Below are 16,697 nucleotides of genomic sequence, written 5' to 3' on the forward strand. Positions count from 1 at the left end.
ATGGTTTCAAACCGATGAACCCTCTGAGAGCAAAAGTCCTACCCTAAATGTACCTCATCAGCGTGGGAAACGCTGTATAAGATTAATTTTCTGATTTAATGCCGCAATTTTTTTGTCAATTTTATTCAGAAAGGAAACAACTTTTAATTGTTCCGCTGGAGTAGGGAAGGGCAAAGGTAAAGCCATAAAGTTAGATGTTGATATATTCATGCGGTCATACCTTGCTCCGTAATTTGCAACGCTGCACATGTACTTGTGCCATAGCGACGTCTGAAAAAAGTATTCATAAAATATATTGTCTCTACTCTTGAAGCGAAATACTGTATATAGGGGAGACATTACGCCTTGCCCAAGATTATTTTTCTTGACCGGACCAACAGGTGCGCTTACCGAAATTCGAGGATTGTAAACATAATCACCCAGCTCAAGAATATAGTAGCCAGCTAAGTTTTCAGAATTAGCAATATCCTTATTAAAATATTCTTTTTGATCCACAATTCCTTGTGAGGCTGAGTTCGTTAAGACCCGAGTTATAGATTGATCGTCGTTTTTCCTGGTTTGTCTAGTTGCAAGTTGTCCTAACTTTTTCTTTTCCCAGTCAGGGAAGGGGGAGCCGTCGTCTTGTTTGAAGCGGATTTTTTTGCAAAAGAGTTTTTGCATTACGCCCCGTTTATAGGTTTGTAATAGCTCGTGCTTGCGGCGGAGTTGGTCTAGTCGAGTGGCGATCGCCCCCAAAAAACTAGCAATCTTTTCTTGTTCTTCAATTTTTGGAATTCTGACAATTATTTTTTTACACACATCTGCATTCAACTTAGGTTGTGCAGTACCAGTGTTATAGCTTTCATATCTCAGATTTTCCAGATATTCTGCAAGAAAAGAATCAGACTCTCTCGACTTAAGAACATGTGCGTGATTGTTTACCCAAAATTTTCCCTCAGCAAGGAAGGCAATCGGTGTACTTCTGTTAAGAATGTTTGCGCCATCTTCCGCTAAAAGAATATATACTCCATCAAAAATATATTCATTTATATAATCAATGATTCCTGATGCGCCATAGTAAGGATAAATACCTTGTTTTTGCTGTCTTTCTTCAAAACTCAAGGGTATCCTGGATTTATCATAAAAGATACTGACTTTTCCTAAGGTTGATTCCGTCCAATCACCCTCAAACTCAGGAAACCGCAACTCAGGCACTCTTTTCTTTACTTTCTTACTCATTCCCTAATTCCCCAGTTCTACAAACGGATTGAGAATAGTTAAGCTATCTCCAATCAACAAACCGTGTTGCATATCTTCTGAATACAGAACCTTAGCCTGAGACTTTAGAGCAGTCGCAATTATCAGACTATCCCAATAATAAAAATAATAGTTTGATCTTAACAGACAAGCTTTTTTAATCTCAGCAGTTGTCAAATTGACAATTTCACACTGGGCTTCAAATTCTTCAACCAACTCTAAAATGTCCTGATCAATAATGTTGGTTTTCCTTTTTAGCACAGCACAAGTTTCAGTAATCACTTGGGTGCTAATCACAAGACTACCATCGACAGGTTGAGTTAAACTAATCGCCATGAGCCTTTTTGACTCATATTGTTGAGGATCTACTTTGGGATCGATGAGAAACCGATAAAGCCAAATATTAGAGTCAATGAATTTTTTATCCATTGCCTCGCTCATGAATCTCATCTCTTGACAAATCACGCCAGCCCACTGCTATTAAAGGTTGCTCGGCAAGACGATCCATCAGTCGAGATGACTTAGGCTTGATAGTTACTTCAACTACATCGTTGCCAACTATACCCATATATTCATCAGGAATAACGATTTTGCCTTGCACCACTTTAGCGGTAAATTGAATCATTGCATTCATTAATTAAATCTCCTTTAGGGAATGCCTTTATTATATTTCCCATCCCCTAAAACGGTGCCTCAATCCCCAACTCCTTACAAAACCCCCGAATCAGTCGATCCGTCCCCGCCATTTCCTTGTCAACTGCCCGGATCTCCTGCACCACCGCATCTAAATCAATCGGCTCCTCCTCCTCAAACGTATCCACATAGCGCGGAATATTTAAATTAAAATCATTCTCCGCAATCTCCGCCAGCGGTGCCCGATAACTATACTTGTCCTCCTCCAACCGTCGCCGATAGGTCAATATAATCTTATCAACATCCCCATCCCGCAAATAGTTCTGGTTCTTCGCCTTCTCAAAATAGGCACTCGCATCAATAAACAGCACATCTTCCGGCTGCTCTCGACACTTCTTAAACACCAAAACGCACGTCGGAATACTCGTCCCATAAAAAATATTCGCAGGCAACCCAATCACCGCATCCAACCAATTGCGCTCCTTGATCACATACTGACGAATCGCCCCCTCCGCCCCGCCGCGAAACAACACCCCATGGGGCAACACCACCGCCATCGCCCCGTTTTCATCCAGGTGATGCAGCATGTGCTGCACAAAGGCAAAATCCGCCTTTGATGACGGAGCCAGCCGCCCATACTGACTAAAGCGGTCATCGGACTCAAACAGCTTATTCGCACTCCACTTCGCCGAAAACGGCGGATTCGCCACCACCGCCTCAAACCGCCTCCCCTCATGCTGCGGATGCTCCAGCGTATCCTCTTGCCGCAAATCAAAATTGCGATAATGCACCCCATGCAAAATCATATTCATCCGCGCCAGGTTATAGGTGGTGCGGTTCATCTCTTGCCCATAAAAATCCCCCACCGACTCCACTTCTCGCGCCACCCGCAGCAGCAAAGAGCCAGAACCACAGGTGGGGTCATACACCGACTTCAGCCGCTCCTTCCCCGTCGTCACAATTTTCGCCAACACCTTACTCACCTGCTGCGGCGTGTAAAATTCCCCTGCCTTCTTGCCCGCACCACTAGCAAACTGCCCAATCAGATACTCGTAGGCATCCCCCAGCACATCGCTCTCGGTGTCCTCTAACCGAAAATCAATTTTATCCAGATGCACCAAAATCTTAGCGATTAGCGCATTCTTCGCCTTTGGGGTGCGACCTAGCTTCGTGGAAGTTAGATCCAGATCCTCAAACAGGCGATCAAAATCCTCCTCGCTTTCCTTACCCATAGTGGAGCGCTCAATGCTATTGAGTACCTGGGTCAGGTCATCCAAAATGAATACAGAACTTTTTTCTAGCTCCTCGTCGCTAATTTCTTCGCCATTTTCTTCAGCTTTCTTATTGCCCGGTGCCCGCTTCGCTAACGAACTAAACAATTCAGACGGCTTGAGGAAATACCCTAACTGAGCAATGGACTCCTCTTTGAGAGCCTCTAAATATTCCTGCCCGTCTTCCGAGTCTTCGTCAATGTCTAGAAAATCTATTTCATCCTCAGCCAAGATTTCATTGGCGTAAAGGTGCTGACGCTCAGAGAGGTACTTATAGAAAATAAATCCTAGACAATAATCCCGAAACTCATCGGCATTCATCTTGCCCCGTAGCTGGTCGGCAATATTCCACAACTGAGTTTCGAGCTTTTTCTTCTGATCGTTTGTCATTCGATAGCCTATATCCAGACAATAGCCGTTATCATCGACAGTCTTTAATCATAACTAAACATTTAGCGAGTCGCTAGTGCAACGTTAAAGCAAAAAATTAGGATCAAGATTTTCTGGAAGGCATAGCCAATAATGCCTCCCAAAGAGGGCAAACCTAAAATCTAGTCTTGTATATCTTTTACCATACCAAAAAGCATCCCCGTGAGATGGGGGTGCTGGAAATTCAAGATTTTTTAACCCATCTTGCCGTTGATCGTCAAGTTGCAGCTTCTACTCAAAATCAAGCCTTGAGTGCTTTGCTATTTTCGCCACTCATTGCAGTTAAATGACATTCAATTTGTCAAGATGACACTAATCTGACAACAATGACAAATAATGTGGCAATCGACAAAAATGGAGAATACCGGATTTGAACCGGTGACCTCTGCGGTGCGATCGCAGCGCTCTACCAACTGAGCTAATTCCCCAGACTACATTTACTTATTTTAACACTTATGGCTCATGGTTACTAACCCACAACTTGAGCATAGACTTCCTGCACGCGCTCAAGTTCAAGCTGATGGAGATAATCAACCGTCCAGTCAGCTTGACGCTGAAGCATGTGGAAAGGATAGGTATTAGCAACGCCGACGACTTCCATCCCAGCTCGTTTTGCCGCTTCAATGCCAGCAGGTGTATCCTCTATGGCAAGACAATCCGAGGATTTTGCATTAAGTTCTGGAAACTGCTGATTGAGGCGTTCCACAGCTAACAGATAGCCATCCGGTTCAGGTTTACTCACCTTAATGTCATCACCTGCCACAATAACCGGAAAATATTGCAATAGTTTAGCCCGATCCAAGACTAACTCAACTTCCGATCGCAAAGCACCACTCACCACTCCCATGGGTAACTGAGCCACGCGGATTTTGTAAATTAAATCTTCGACTCCCGGATATATGGGTAATTTAGATAGAGTTTCCAGTTGACGGCGGTAGGCGTCGGCTTTTCGGGAGATCAAACGGGTTAAGTAGTCATCATCAACCATCCGACCTCGCTTTTCCAATAATACTTTTAGACAGGCGCGATCGCTACGCCCCAAACAATCCTCCCAGTAATCCGCCGCCGAGGAACGCAGATTTTCGCCCAGCATAATTTCTTCGATGAGTTGCTGGTGAATCGACTCATCGTTAATAATCACGCCGTTGAAATCAAACAGAACTGCCTTTAAACTCATAAGCTGTTCAGTATTTAGATTAGGATACTTAAATTCCGCAAAGGGAATGGGGAACAGGTAATAACCCATTTAAACGCACATTAGCTGACCCCATTCGTCACTATGCTGGAGATGGAATAGTTCCTAATTTTGCGGAAAAACGCGGAAATTAGTTTGTCAGAGTAATCTTGACTGGGTGAACTACTACACCCTCTATCCCATTGCCAAAAGCATCTGGGACTACTTTGCGAATGATGTTGTAACTGCCGTTGATGTCGGCGTTGAATTTGATGCCGATTTTTGATTTGTACAACCCACGCTTAACACGACGACCGCTAAATTTTACGGCTTTAGCCTCTGGGCTTCCGTGAACAGGAATAAAATCTCCATCCAGGAAACTAGCAACCGACGTATAAGATTCTTCGGTGATGATGACTTTTATACCAACCCGTTCAGCTTTATAGGTCAACATCTCGATAAATCTTGCATGGGGAACACTAGTAAAATTCTGATTATTAGCCTTACCTATACGGATTACCTGCTTCCAGTTCTCGTTTTTGCCAATCACAAGAGTTGATATATTTTTCTCAACCAACTGGTTGATAATAAACCGACTGGATTTATGGAGATAGTCGTCAATCTTGAATCCTCGCTTGGTTGATAAACGCTGAATTCTATTTGACGTTTTTCTGTTTCCTTTGAGTTGAGATTGCCCTTCGGCTTTTTTCTTGTTGTAGTAATTGTTAACCGCCTTAACCGGTCTGCCGTTAATCAGGAAAGGGTTGAATCCTTTTTGATTTGAAGTTACAGCCGCTAAGTTGTTCAGTCCAATATCTATACCGGCTACCGCTTCACCGCTAACCAATTGCTGAATGGGTTGCTCATAAATCACCTCAACCACGTAGTAATTCAGGCGGGGAACAATTCTTACTTCATTGATATCCTGCTTGTTGCTAGATATCATAAGCTTTGTTCCCGATGGCTTAATCCATCCTTTTTTCAACTCTTTCGAGCTAATAGCCTGGATGGTGTAAACCAGCAGATTACGCCCCTTCTCTTTATCTTTATACTTGGGAAGCTTGGGCTTGCCCAAGAATAAGACAGGGTTTTTATTGTATGCCTTATTAGCTTCTTTCCATGCTTTCCAGTTCCTGTCCAAGCACCGCAGGACTTGTTGAGAGACTTTGCGAGGTAAGGCACAATAAGACTCCTCTAGTCGCATCCGAGATGCCATCTCGTTGTAGGAGAGGATTTGGTTGGTTTTAAAGAAGTGTTGACGAATTTCGTAATTGGCTCGGTTGTAAAGATTTTTAGACTTGAATGCCAAATCATCAATCTCTTTCCATTCTCGACTTCCTTTACGAACTACGTGCTTCTCAACAAGTCTCATTGTCTTCCTATGATTGCAGCTCGTTAATGACTTTTTCCGTCTTACGCTAACTGACGCCTTGTGATGAGAGCGTAATCCGATAATTTCATGCGGTAATCTTATCGACTTATGTATATAGTACCGCAGATTACCGCAATTTTCCGTATTCTTAATAAATGAAAACAATACCTTGGGAACTGAAGTCGTCTATTGTACGGCGTTGAGTCCGTTGGTACACTTGTCCTTTTACCGGGAGAGGTTTCATTCCCTGGGTAACCTGATTCAGCCACCACACGTCTTGAGTTTGCACCGCTTCAAAGCCGGCTGAACCCATCCAGGCGTCTACGCTATCGGTGGCGTAAGCTTTAATATAGGGTTCTTCAAACACCTCCGTTAACCAGTTTACTTGACGCAAGGTTCGCTGATTGGCATTGAGAATCAGAACTTGTCCGCCTCCCTTGAGGAGTCGGAAGCTTTCCCGCAGAATCGACTTTGCCACGGCTGGGGGGGTTTCGTGGAATAATAGGGAGGCGGTTACCAGGTCAAAAGACGCCTCTGGCAAACCTGTCTCTTCCGCTTTGCCATGACGCCATTGAATCTCTACCCCGGCGGCTTTCGCTTTGCGTTCTGCCATGACTAACATATAAGGTGATAAATCTAAACCGATTACCTCAGCTTGAGGAAATGCCTGTTTTAACAGTAGGGTAGTTGAACCCGTACCGCAGCCTAAATCCAGAATCCGTCGCGGTGTTCCCTGGATGCGATCGATTAACCCCTGGCGTACCCAGGTTTCATTGGGAGGTAAAGCGTATTGAGTTATCGGATCATAGCTGGTTGCTGCACCACCATTCAGGTAACCCCCTTCAATACCGTGGAAGTTCTGACTCTTGTAGTAATCAGGGTAAACCAACTCAGGTGTCGAGACGCGATCGCTCTCTTGTTCCCAGTCAATACTCTCATAAAGCTGGCGCAGTTGCTCTCCGTCGATCAATACGCCAACGATGGGTTGTAAGAATCGCTCCCAAAGCGTGTCTTTGCGACTTACCATAAGTTTAATCTCTAATGCTACTTGTTTAACTTATTGTAATAATTTTGGCGCTTCTGAGCAGAACATCCCGATTTGGGTATGTCTTAGACCACCAATTCAGTACTTGGTCTTGACAAAGGCAACGTTTTGTGAATATTAACATCCCCACTAGAAAAAGAGCAAGTAAGTACCTGGACATAAATTTTGTTAACTAAGTTAAGAATTGTAAAACCCCTCAATCTCTTACTATGCCCTGTGAAGAGTTCCCCCATCTCAACCGTCAAGTTGAATTTTGTCGGACTACTTATGAATAATGATACCTAACTAATAATTGCAGTTAGGCAGTTTTTCTCCGGAAAAAGAATGGTTTCCCACCACGATGTTGGTGATTTAAATCACTTTATTAAGTTGATCGATTTCATCAAATTAATACTACATGGCTCACCCTCAGAGCGGATTATAATCAAAACTCTAGATGATTTAACTCTCTATAAAGAGTGGAATATATCGGTAAAGTTATAAGTGGGAATCAAGAAAAGGTTTATCTCTCAACCTTCAGGTTCTCCATCTATTTAATTCCTCGAAATCAGGACACCAGCCGATAATGATTACCTTTTCCCTCGAACCCAATTCTGTGTCTGCATCTAAGCCCTGGAAGCTGCAAATCTGGCTCTCGCCTAAATCCCAGGCGATTTACTACCTGCATGACCCCCAACAAGCACAGTCAATACTCGAATTTATTCTTGCCAAGAACAATTCTCAAATCAAAGAACAAGGGGAGTTATCCTTTGCTGGCTTAATTCCCCGTTCATTAGCATCTCATCAGCCTTTCCAAGCTAACGCTTGTGTTTGTTAAAGTCTTTTGAGAAATTCCCATAACCCGTCAACCGTCAACCATCAATCGTCAACCCTAACCAAAATCATCATTCTTTCTGATAAACTCCTAACCGAATTGCTTGGAGATGCCGCAATTTTTCAGGTAAATATTCATGGCTGCCAACAACAAATACTCCTCCAGGAATCAATTGCTTTAGCATATCTGATAACACTTTTTGTTGTAAGTCCGCATCGAAATATGTTAATACTAGGTTCCGACACAATATCAAATGATTTGAATATTAGCGTCTAAGACTAACTCAACTGTTAAATTCAGTGGCTAATTATGTAAACGTAAAGGCTAAAATACTGTATAATATCCTCAGTAGAGTTGTGGTTCCTTAGAGGAATACGATGACGAGACTGGCTCATGACAAGCCAGGTTGGTCGTTATAGCCCTATCTCATTGAGGAAGAACTATGTCTGTAAAATGGCGATTGAATGTGCTGATGGCTGAGCGATACCTGAAAAATAAAGACTTGACGGAAGCAACGGGAATGCATCCTGTCACCATCTCTAAGTTGAAGAATTCTCAGGAGATGCCAGAACGATTAGAACGGGCAACCCTGGAAAAGCTCTGTGCGGCTCTTAACTGCCAACCCGGAGATCTAATGTTATGGGAACCTGACTTGAAAACAGTAGAAACGTCTGACTCGACTCATCAGCAGAGTAAGAACAAACATCAAGGAGCGTCACCGTCAGAGCTACGTCGGGGACTAAGTACAGAAAAACCTCCCCAAACCTCCACAAGCGAAACAACGGTTGAGTATCAGAAGTAGGAGTAGTAGCAGTGATGCGAGTTCTGGTTTCTTATCATCTTATCCACGAAGTTTTGCTGAATCGTCCGGGATTTGTTGAAGAAGCTGATCAATTATGGGAGTTAATGCGTTCGGGACAGATTCAGGGTTACATGACCCAACAGGGTTTAGATATTATTTACATTGATCTTCTCGATTCAGAAGGTGAAGATAATGCTGAGGAAAAAGTCTCCAAAATCAAAGAAGTTGTGGGTATCTGCCCTGTTAATCGAACAATCCGAGAACAAGCACGAGCGACCCGCCTTTCTGACGGAAAAGCTATATCAATATCTTCTGTTAATAGCACAATTAGAGAGCAAGCACGAGTAAGTCACCTGGATTACGAATCCGCAATAGAGTTGGTTTGTGCCATTGCAAATGGATTTGATGCCATTGTTACCCAGCATCCTCAAAATTTTAATGGGGATGATTTGGTGATAACAGTTACAGAGCTTTTGGATCAACAAAGTGAATCTACTTTCTTAGCAATCATCCAACAACTGAATGATGCTTATTACAACAATAAACCACTACCACTCGTTCAATTTCACCCGTTGGAAGTAAATCGTTATTTAACCTATCGAATCCGTAGCTCAATTACTACAGCACTTAAAGTATTTGAGACAATAAAAGAAAAAGGAAGCAGCGGAATAGATTCTACAGAGTTAGCCACTAAAGCAGGACTGTCTGAAAAAACAACCAATAGTATTGTTTTAGATTTGCAAAATTTTCATATAATCTTTCGGCAGGACGGAAAAATATTAGTAAAACCATCTTTGTTGAATTGGAGCCATGAAAAAATTACTGACTACTTAGCTGAAACATTAAAATATCACGTAGTTACACAAGAGGTTTATAAACAGTTGAGTCCTGGTGAACTCATTACGCGGTGGCGTTTGCAGGAATTGATTGCTGATGTATCTCCCCAGGAAAAGTCGGTAATTCCCAAATCATCAAGGGACTATATCAGTAGAATGCTTCCCTGGTTTTTCTTTACAGGATTACTGGAAGATCGAGGAAATGGAATAATTGCTAGACCAATTGGAGTGGGTAAGCAAAAAGGAAAATTAAAAGAAGACAGTGAAGTACAACAGTTAGAACTTTTTGCAGAAGACTGGAACTCTGACCCAGATTTAGTAGAAGCTAATGCGGCAGGGGCATCCATAATTCCACCAAAAACCTCATCCCACCACCGTTCTACTATAGACTTGCTAGATGAATTGCCTGGTCAAAGACTATTTAAAACACCAGAAGCAGTTGATCAGTATCTCCAGGAGGAACGTGATTCGTGGGACAACTGATACTGCCAGCATCTAGCCTTGTCTACGTAGATACTCAAATTCTTATCTATAGTGTAGAAAAACATGAGCCTTACTGGTCAATCCTGCGACCGATGTGGCAACGTTCTGCCAAGGCTGACATTCAAATCATTAGCAGTGAACTGGCATTATTAGAAACTTTAGTGGCTCCTTTGAAAAATGCTGACTTTGTTCTTATTAATGCTTATGAGACGCTGCTTCTGTCTACAGAAATGCAACTGATGCCGATTACAAGAGCAATTTTGAGAGAGGCGGCACAAATGCGTACTCAGAAAAACTTAAAAACGCCAGATGCTATTCATTCAGCAACAGCAATAGCTCATAGCTGTAGTATTTTTTTAACCAATGATTATGGTTTCCGCCGTGTTCCCAATCTGCCCCTCACTGTCCTGAATGACATTGTAGATCCTTAAATCAATTGAGCAATCCTTACCATCGCATATCACTCTCTTGATTTTTCTAATAATTTCCATGAGAATAACTAGAAGACACTGATAGGTTGAAGCGGTTTATTCATGCTTTTGAGGGAACTTGTCAAACCTGTTTTAATGACCAGTTTCAGCCAATCCCTCGCCCAGGTGGGGCGCTGTGAATCCATCCGTGTCAACTATCCGCCAAGCCACGTTTGTTGGGGCGGGTTTAGTCACATCTGGGTCAACAAAGAAAGGATAGCAGTAAAACCCGCCCCTACAGTCTGTGACTTAAAACTATCTTGTACTAGCCAGACCCCCATTAATCGATACAATTATCCCTGTGCCATTTGTACAAGGGTTCCATGTCTACTCTATCCTCTGCCCCCTTTTCCCCCGAAGAAATCGCCGCTGAAGGTATCAAGCCGGACGAATATGCGGAAATCGTTAAACGCCTAGGGCGTCATCCCAATAAAGCTGAACTGGGGATGTTCGGCGTCATGTGGTCGGAACATTGCTGCTATAAGAACTCCCGCCCTCTCCTCAAACAATTCCCCACCACCGGAAAACGTATCCTCGTTGGTCCTGGGGAAAATGCTGGCGTGGTAGACTTAGGCGAAGGACTCCAACTCGCCTTTAAAATCGAATCCCATAACCACCCCTCCGCTGTGGAACCTTATCAAGGCGCAGCTACAGGTGTTGGCGGCATTCTGCGGGATATCTTTACCATGGGGGCGCGTCCCATTGCGGTTTTGAATTCCCTGCGCTTCGGTTCCCTTGATAATCCCCGCACCCGACGATTATTTACGGGTGTCGTGGCGGGTATTTCTGGGTATGGCAACTCCGTCGGTGTTCCCACTGTTGGCGGTGAGGTTTACTTTGACCCCGCGTATACCGGGAATCCCCTAGTCAATGTGATGGCGCTGGGATTGATGGAAACCCCAGAAATCGTTAAATCTGGAGCGTCAGGAATTGGTAATCCCGTGCTATATGTGGGTTCCACCACAGGTCGAGATGGCATGGGTGGTGCCAGTTTTGCCAGTGCAGAACTCACTGATAAATCCATGGATGACCGCCCAGCGGTGCAGGTGGGAGACCCCTTCTTAGAAAAATGCCTGATTGAAGCCTGTCTAGAAGCCTTTAAAACCGGGGCGGTAGTCGCCGCACAGGATATGGGGGCGGCGGGGATTACCTGTTCCACCTCGGAAATGGCAGCAAAGGGGGGTGTGGGGATTGAATTGGATTTAGATTTAATCCCAGTCCGAGAAACGGGAATGGTTCCCTATGAATATTTACTCTCGGAATCCCAGGAACGGATGCTATTTGTGGCACATAAGGGACGAGAACAGGAGTTAATTGATATTTTCCACCGTTGGGAACTGCAGGCGGTTGTCGCGGGTAAGGTGATTGCAGAACCGATTGTGCGGATTCTGTTTCAGGGTGAAGTGGCGGCGGAAATCCCAGCCACGGCGTTATCGGATAATACGCCGATTTATTATCGAGATGTTTTGACCGAAGCGCCGGAGTATGCTAAGAAAGCTTGGCAATGGACTGTTGATACATTACCCAGTTGTACCAGTACGGGAATCGAATGTTCTGGTGAGGCTAAATCCTGGAGTGATATTCTCCTACAACTCCTGGATACACCAACCATCGCCTCAAAACGCTGGGTCTATCGTCAGTATGACCATCAGGTGCAAAATAACACAGTGATGCTTCCCGGTGGTGCAGATGCGGCAATCATCCGATTACGTTCTCCGGAATCGAGGCGACATTCCCAATCCGGTGTCGCGGCTACGGTAGATTGTAATTCTCGCTATGTTTATCTTGACCCTTATGAAGGGGCAAAGGCGGTGGTTGCAGAAGCGGCACGAAATTTAAGCTGTGTGGGTGCAGAACCTATCGCCGTCACCGATAATCTGAATTTTGGTTCACCAGAAAAGCCGATAGGATACTGGCAACTGGCATCGGCTTGTCAGGGTATCGCCGAGGCTTGTACAGAATTAGCGACGCCCGTAACGGGGGGAAATGTCTCTCTGTATAACGAAACCTTGGATAGCCAGGGAACTCCCCAACCGATTTATCCTACGCCGGTGATTGGTATGGTGGGGATGATTCCGGATTTGAGTCAGATTTGTGCTCAAGGATGGCACAATGAAGGCGATTTAATTTATTTATTGGGATTACCGTTAACTGTAACCACGCCTCATCTCAGCTTAGGGGCTTCAGAATACTTGAGTGCGATTCATGGGGTTGTGGCGGGGAAACCCCCCATCGTGGATTTTGAGTTAGAACGTCGGGTGCAAGCCGCTTGTCGTCAGGGAATTCGGGGGACTTTCCTGCGTTCGGCACATGATTGTGCTGAGGGAGGATTGGCGGTGGCGCTAGCGGAATGTTGTATTTCTGGAGGATTGGGGGCAGAGATTGAATTAGGACTAGCTGAGGCGTCTCTAGAACGGCGTTGGGATGAGATACTATTTGGAGAAAGTGCCAGTCGGATTCTGGTGTCGGTGAAGCCAGAAGCCCAAGCTGATTGGGAGGCTTACCTAAAGGACTATTTAGGGGAATCTGCCCAGGGTTGGCAACGGTTGGGGACGGTTAAATCTCTCTCTCAAGGATTAAAAATTTCTATCCCCAACCATCCTCCCCTAATTAACGCTACGATCGCAGATATGAGCGATCGCTTCTTTAATGCCCTAGAACGTCGCTTGTAGTCGTGTTGAGCCAGTCGCGGCTGACTAATGACCAATGATTAATGAGGCATGAGCCATGACTCACAAATTAATGGTATCGTTAAGGAATCGTTAAGTTTAATTAACGATTCCCGATTAATTTGCATTAATACAAGTCGAACTGACTGCCACTATCAGGAGTACGCCAATACCCATGATTCTCCAGCCACCCCACTCCTCTATCCCCAATTCTGCCCAATCTGATGAGATTGTCAGCCAACGCCCCGACAAACCTGAAGAAGCTTGCGGGGTTTTTGGTATCTATGCACCGGAAGAAGATGTCGCGAAGCTAACTTATTTTGGTTTGTTTGCCCTGCAACATCGGGGTCAAGAATCAGCGGGGATTGCCACCTTTGAGGGAGAACAGGTGCATCTCTATAAGAATATGGGACTTGTCTCCCAAGTCTTTAACGAAGAGATTTTGAACCAAATGCCCGGAACAATAGCGGTGGGTCATACCCGTTACTCGACAACCGGGTCGAGTCGGGTTGTCAATGCCCAACCGGCTGTGGTGAATACCCGCTTAGGTTCTTTAGCTTTAGCACATAATGGTAACTTAGTCAATACCAGCGAGTTGCGAACAAATTTACAAAACCGCAACTATGATGAGTTTGTCACCACGACAGATTCTGAAATGATTGCCATTGCAATCGGTGCTGAAGTAGATCAAGGTAAGGAGTGGCTAGACGGGGCGATTAGTGCGTTTAACCTCTGTCAAGGTGCCTATAGTTTGGTGATTGGTACACCAGAGGGGATGATGGGAGTGCGTGACCCCCATGGCGTGCGTCCTTTAGTGATTGGTACCTTAGGTACGAATCCGGTGCGCTATGTTTTAGCCTCAGAAACCTGTGGGTTAGATATTATTGGTGCAGAATACTTGCGGGATGTCGAACCCGGAGAATTAGTTTGGATTACCGAAGCGGGGATGGCGTCGTTCCACTGGAGTCGTAAGCCAGAACGCAAGCTGTGTATTTTTGAAATGATTTATTTTGCCCGACCGGATAGCGTGATGCAGGATGAAAGCATCTATAGCTATCGGCTGCGTTTGGGGCGTCAATTGGCAAAAGAAGCACCAACTGAGGCAGATATGGTGATTGCGGTGCCGGATTCGGGTGTACCAGCGGCGATTGGCTTTTCCCAGGAGTCAGGAATTCCCTACGCCGAGGGGTTGATTAAAAATCGCTATGTGGGTCGCACCTTTATCCAACCGACGCAAACTATGCGAGAGGCGGGGATTCGGATGAAACTGAATCCTTTGAAAGATGTTCTTATGGGTAAGCGAGTGATTATTGTGGACGATTCGATTGTCCGGGGAACCACGAGTCGGAAGATTGTCAAAGCGTTACGGGATGCGGGTGCTACTGAGGTTCACATGCGCGTTTCTGCACCACCGGTGACTCATCCGTGTTTCTATGGAATTGATACCGATTCTCAAGACCAGCTTATCGCGGCAACCAAGTCTGTTGATGAAATCGCTGCACAAATTGGTGTGGATTCCTTGGCGTATGTGAGTTGGGATGGTATGATGCTGGCGACTCAAGACAATGCTAATACCTTCTGTTCGGCTTGTTTCACCGGAGATTATCCGATTCCGGTTCCAGAACAGCTTAAGCGGTCTAAGTTGATACTGGAAGAAGCGAAGGTTTAAGCAAATCACGAAGAAAATTTCTTGCTTTTTGCTATAAATCGGGCGCACGCTCCGTCATTGGTGTTAACTTAAGCTTAAAACGAAAGCAATACCTTGATGCTAACCCCTCCCTAACCCTCCCCTTTGTAAGGGGAGGGAACAGGGGGTAAGGAGGAAACGAAGAAATCAAATGGCTTTGATTTCCCCCCTTAGCAAGGGGGGATTAAGGGGGGTTATTTTTAAAGCCGCGAGATTCTTTCGTCTCACTTAGCTTGTGTTTCCTCTTAAGTTGACACGGATGACGCTCCGTGCGCCTCTATTGTTTTCGGGCGTGAGGGTCATTATCCGTTAAGCCTCAAAGATTAACAACCAACGATTGGAGACTTAGACCTGGTTACTTGTGTGAAGGGGGATCTGATTTTGAATCAGTTCACATTTTGTTGGGTCGGTTTTTAGCGGATCGGCATTCAGAAGATCCCTTGCCTGACATATCCATGACGATGGAAAACGAAGGCTTTGAATGGGGCAAAGGATTGCCGTTGGAAAAGGTGATTAATTCTCAGGATGATTTGGAATTCTTGATGAAGCACCCGAATTTATTCCGCAATGCGATCGCGGTTATCGAACCCTGGGAACATGTCGGATGTAATCCAATGGGAGAAGAGGTGCGGGCTTCGCTGAATGTGGCGTATCTGGCGCAAAAAATCGCCGATTGTGATTCGATTCTGTTCCCGTTTTGGTCGTCGGGTGTGCTTGATCCAGAGTTAGTTGTGCCGATCATAACGTCAGGGTTAGCGGTGGTTGTGGAAGGTGGTAATCCGTCGGTACGCGATGCTAGCACCTTTGACGATGCCAAATGTTCCCTGGAGGAGCTTCATACATTCACAGATAAACTACTGCTGTCGCGATCGCCTACCAGTGCGCCAGCTTTATTTATCTGTTTGGGACATCAATTGGCGGCACAATCTCACATTCGTTTAATTAAACGAGCAGTGGATGAGGTATCCAGCCTAAAGTATCTGGCACGCGATCGCAATGGTAAAGCGCTAAAGTCATTGAAAAAAGTCTGCCAGCATATTCAACAGGTGGGTTGTACTCTATCAGTGAAGAAGAAAAACGGACACCTGATTGCCAAAAACTGGGATGATCCAGAATTTGCCGTGGGTCCCAATGAAAAGAAAGAGGTTGGCTATCGTCAGTTATGGCATTATCAATCTCCTGATAGCGACACGTCTAATATTCCCGAAGACTTGATTATCGCCCATGAGGTGACGGCTGATGAATTTGAAGGGGTGATCGATACCTCCATTGAATATGAACATGAATTGAATATTTCCATGTTTCACTCTGATGAAGTGAATGAGGAAGCGATTCTCTTTGCCAACTGGGCATATCGACTGCTTCATGATGCGATTATTTCACATCGGCATATTTTAGCCGGGAGTCCCTTATCCTGGTTAATGCAGCTTCCCTTTGCTGTGGAAATCCTTTGTTCAACGGCTGACGAAACGGAAGTAGTGACAGAATGTTCAGCAACCTGTATTAACTACAAAGATTTCGAGAGTAAATTGATCCGTCGTTCGTTTACCTGTCAATTCCATCCAGAACTCCTCCAAGATCTACGGGATATTAGTCATCGTCATCCTCCGACTTATGATGAGTTAAAGCATGATGATGGCGCTCGTTTATTTGCCCGACTATTGTATTCTGGAATGCAGGAATAAGGGCATGATGAAGGGAAGCTGGGGGAGCTTCCCTGAAAATTATGACCCGACGAGCGCGATCGCGCCTTCTGTGACGCTTGTCGCCAAAATC

Annotated in this window: 16 protein-coding genes, 1 tRNA gene and 1 pseudogene; 9 read left to right on the top strand and 9 right to left on the bottom strand. The window is 44.8% G+C overall.

The window, feature by feature from the left end; genetic code table 11:
- Positions 1 to 57: 57 nt before the first annotated feature.
- Genes ACLGGO_RS24385 through ACLGGO_RS24400 form a run of 4 tightly spaced genes read right to left on the bottom strand, consistent with a single transcriptional unit; the run spans position 58 to position 3,530 of the window.
- Positions 58 to 1,218, bottom strand: a complete 1,161-nt coding sequence (locus tag ACLGGO_RS24385; RefSeq protein WP_446421235.1) for a restriction endonuclease subunit S — start codon at positions 1,216 to 1,218, stop codon at positions 58 to 60.
- A gap of 3 nt (positions 1,219 to 1,221) precedes the next feature.
- Positions 1,222 to 1,665 carry a PIN domain-containing protein gene (locus ACLGGO_RS24390; protein WP_446421236.1) on the bottom strand — a complete coding sequence of 148 codons (444 nt, stop codon included), beginning with the start codon at positions 1,663 to 1,665 and terminating at the stop codon, positions 1,222 to 1,224.
- Entirely contained in the window at positions 1,658 to 1,870 is a 213-nt protein-coding gene (locus ACLGGO_RS24395; protein ID WP_446334223.1) for a hypothetical protein, read from the bottom strand. The genes ACLGGO_RS24390 and ACLGGO_RS24395 overlap by 8 nt, the downstream gene beginning before the upstream one ends.
- A 46-nt stretch (positions 1,871 to 1,916) precedes the next feature.
- A complete protein-coding gene (locus tag ACLGGO_RS24400) occupies positions 1,917 to 3,530 on the bottom strand; it encodes a type I restriction-modification system subunit M (RefSeq protein ID WP_446421237.1) in 1,614 nt (537 codons plus the stop codon).
- Between the two features lie 170 nt (positions 3,531 to 3,700).
- Here ACLGGO_RS24400 and ACLGGO_RS24405 point away from each other — a divergent pair.
- A pseudogene (locus tag ACLGGO_RS24405) lies at positions 3,701 to 3,835 on the top strand (phage integrase N-terminal SAM-like domain-containing protein); the annotation flags it as partial.
- A gap of 89 nt (positions 3,836 to 3,924) precedes the next feature.
- Here the strand turns inward: ACLGGO_RS24405 and ACLGGO_RS24410 are convergent.
- From ACLGGO_RS24410 to ACLGGO_RS24425, 4 genes are all read right to left on the bottom strand, one after another.
- Positions 3,925 to 3,997, bottom strand: a tRNA-Ala gene (locus ACLGGO_RS24410).
- Between the two features lie 41 nt (positions 3,998 to 4,038).
- Positions 4,039 to 4,746 (bottom strand): HAD family hydrolase, encoded by a 708-nt coding sequence (locus tag ACLGGO_RS24415; RefSeq protein ID WP_446334241.1) that lies wholly within the window; start codon positions 4,744 to 4,746, stop codon positions 4,039 to 4,041.
- Between the two features lie 148 nt (positions 4,747 to 4,894).
- A complete protein-coding gene (locus tag ACLGGO_RS24420) occupies positions 4,895 to 6,115 on the bottom strand; it encodes an RNA-guided endonuclease InsQ/TnpB family protein (protein WP_446334224.1) in 1,221 nt (406 codons plus the stop codon).
- A 148-nt stretch (positions 6,116 to 6,263) separates the two neighbouring features.
- Positions 6,264 to 7,142: a class I SAM-dependent methyltransferase gene (locus tag ACLGGO_RS24425; RefSeq protein WP_446421238.1), complete on the bottom strand. Its 879-nt coding sequence runs from the start codon at positions 7,140 to 7,142 to the stop codon at positions 6,264 to 6,266.
- A 583-nt stretch (positions 7,143 to 7,725) separates the two neighbouring features.
- Between ACLGGO_RS24425 and ACLGGO_RS24430 the strand changes: the two genes are divergently transcribed.
- Entirely contained in the window at positions 7,726 to 7,977 is a 252-nt protein-coding gene (locus ACLGGO_RS24430) for a hypothetical protein (protein WP_446421239.1), read from the top strand.
- 67 nt (positions 7,978 to 8,044) lie between these two features.
- On the opposite strand, the gene ACLGGO_RS24435 is transcribed toward ACLGGO_RS24430, so the two are convergent.
- On the bottom strand, positions 8,045 to 8,227 hold the full coding sequence (locus tag ACLGGO_RS24435) for a CheR family methyltransferase (RefSeq protein WP_446421240.1): 183 nt from the start codon (positions 8,225 to 8,227) through the stop codon (positions 8,045 to 8,047).
- 189 nt (positions 8,228 to 8,416) lie between these two features.
- Between ACLGGO_RS24435 and ACLGGO_RS24440 the strand changes: the two genes are divergently transcribed.
- The 7 genes from ACLGGO_RS24440 (at position 8,417) to ACLGGO_RS24470 (ending at position 16,606) form a co-directional block, all read left to right on the top strand.
- Positions 8,417 to 8,776, top strand: a complete 360-nt coding sequence (locus tag ACLGGO_RS24440; protein WP_446421241.1) for a helix-turn-helix domain-containing protein — start codon at positions 8,417 to 8,419, stop codon at positions 8,774 to 8,776.
- A gap of 11 nt (positions 8,777 to 8,787) precedes the next feature.
- The gene (locus ACLGGO_RS24445) at positions 8,788 to 10,095 is read left to right on the top strand and encodes a hypothetical protein (RefSeq protein ID WP_446421242.1); all 1,308 of its coding nucleotides are present in this window, start codon (positions 8,788 to 8,790) and stop codon (positions 10,093 to 10,095) included.
- A complete protein-coding gene (locus tag ACLGGO_RS24450; protein ID WP_446421243.1) occupies positions 10,083 to 10,526 on the top strand; it encodes a type II toxin-antitoxin system VapC family toxin in 444 nt (147 codons plus the stop codon). Before ACLGGO_RS24445 ends, ACLGGO_RS24450 begins: the two co-directional genes overlap by 13 nt.
- Before the next feature lie 362 nt (positions 10,527 to 10,888).
- A complete protein-coding gene (gene purL / locus ACLGGO_RS24455) occupies positions 10,889 to 13,237 on the top strand; it encodes a phosphoribosylformylglycinamidine synthase subunit PurL (RefSeq protein ID WP_446421244.1) in 2,349 nt (782 codons plus the stop codon).
- Between the two features lie 48 nt (positions 13,238 to 13,285).
- Entirely contained in the window at positions 13,286 to 13,459 is a 174-nt protein-coding gene (locus ACLGGO_RS24460; protein WP_446334229.1) for a hypothetical protein, read from the top strand.
- Positions 13,410 to 14,903 carry an amidophosphoribosyltransferase gene (purF, locus tag ACLGGO_RS24465; protein ID WP_446334230.1) on the top strand — a complete coding sequence of 498 codons (1,494 nt, stop codon included), beginning with the start codon at positions 13,410 to 13,412 and terminating at the stop codon, positions 14,901 to 14,903. Before ACLGGO_RS24460 ends, purF begins: the two co-directional genes overlap by 50 nt.
- Before the next feature lie 473 nt (positions 14,904 to 15,376).
- Positions 15,377 to 16,606, top strand: coding sequence for a hypothetical protein (locus tag ACLGGO_RS24470; protein WP_446421245.1), 1,230 nt, complete (start codon positions 15,377 to 15,379; stop codon positions 16,604 to 16,606).
- Positions 16,607 to 16,697: the final 91 nt, after the last annotated feature.

Origin of the sequence: Coleofasciculus sp. (assembly GCF_046565525.1) — a bacterium.
In the GTDB taxonomy this organism is placed as follows: domain Bacteria; phylum Cyanobacteriota; class Cyanobacteriia; order Cyanobacteriales; family Coleofasciculaceae; genus Coleofasciculus.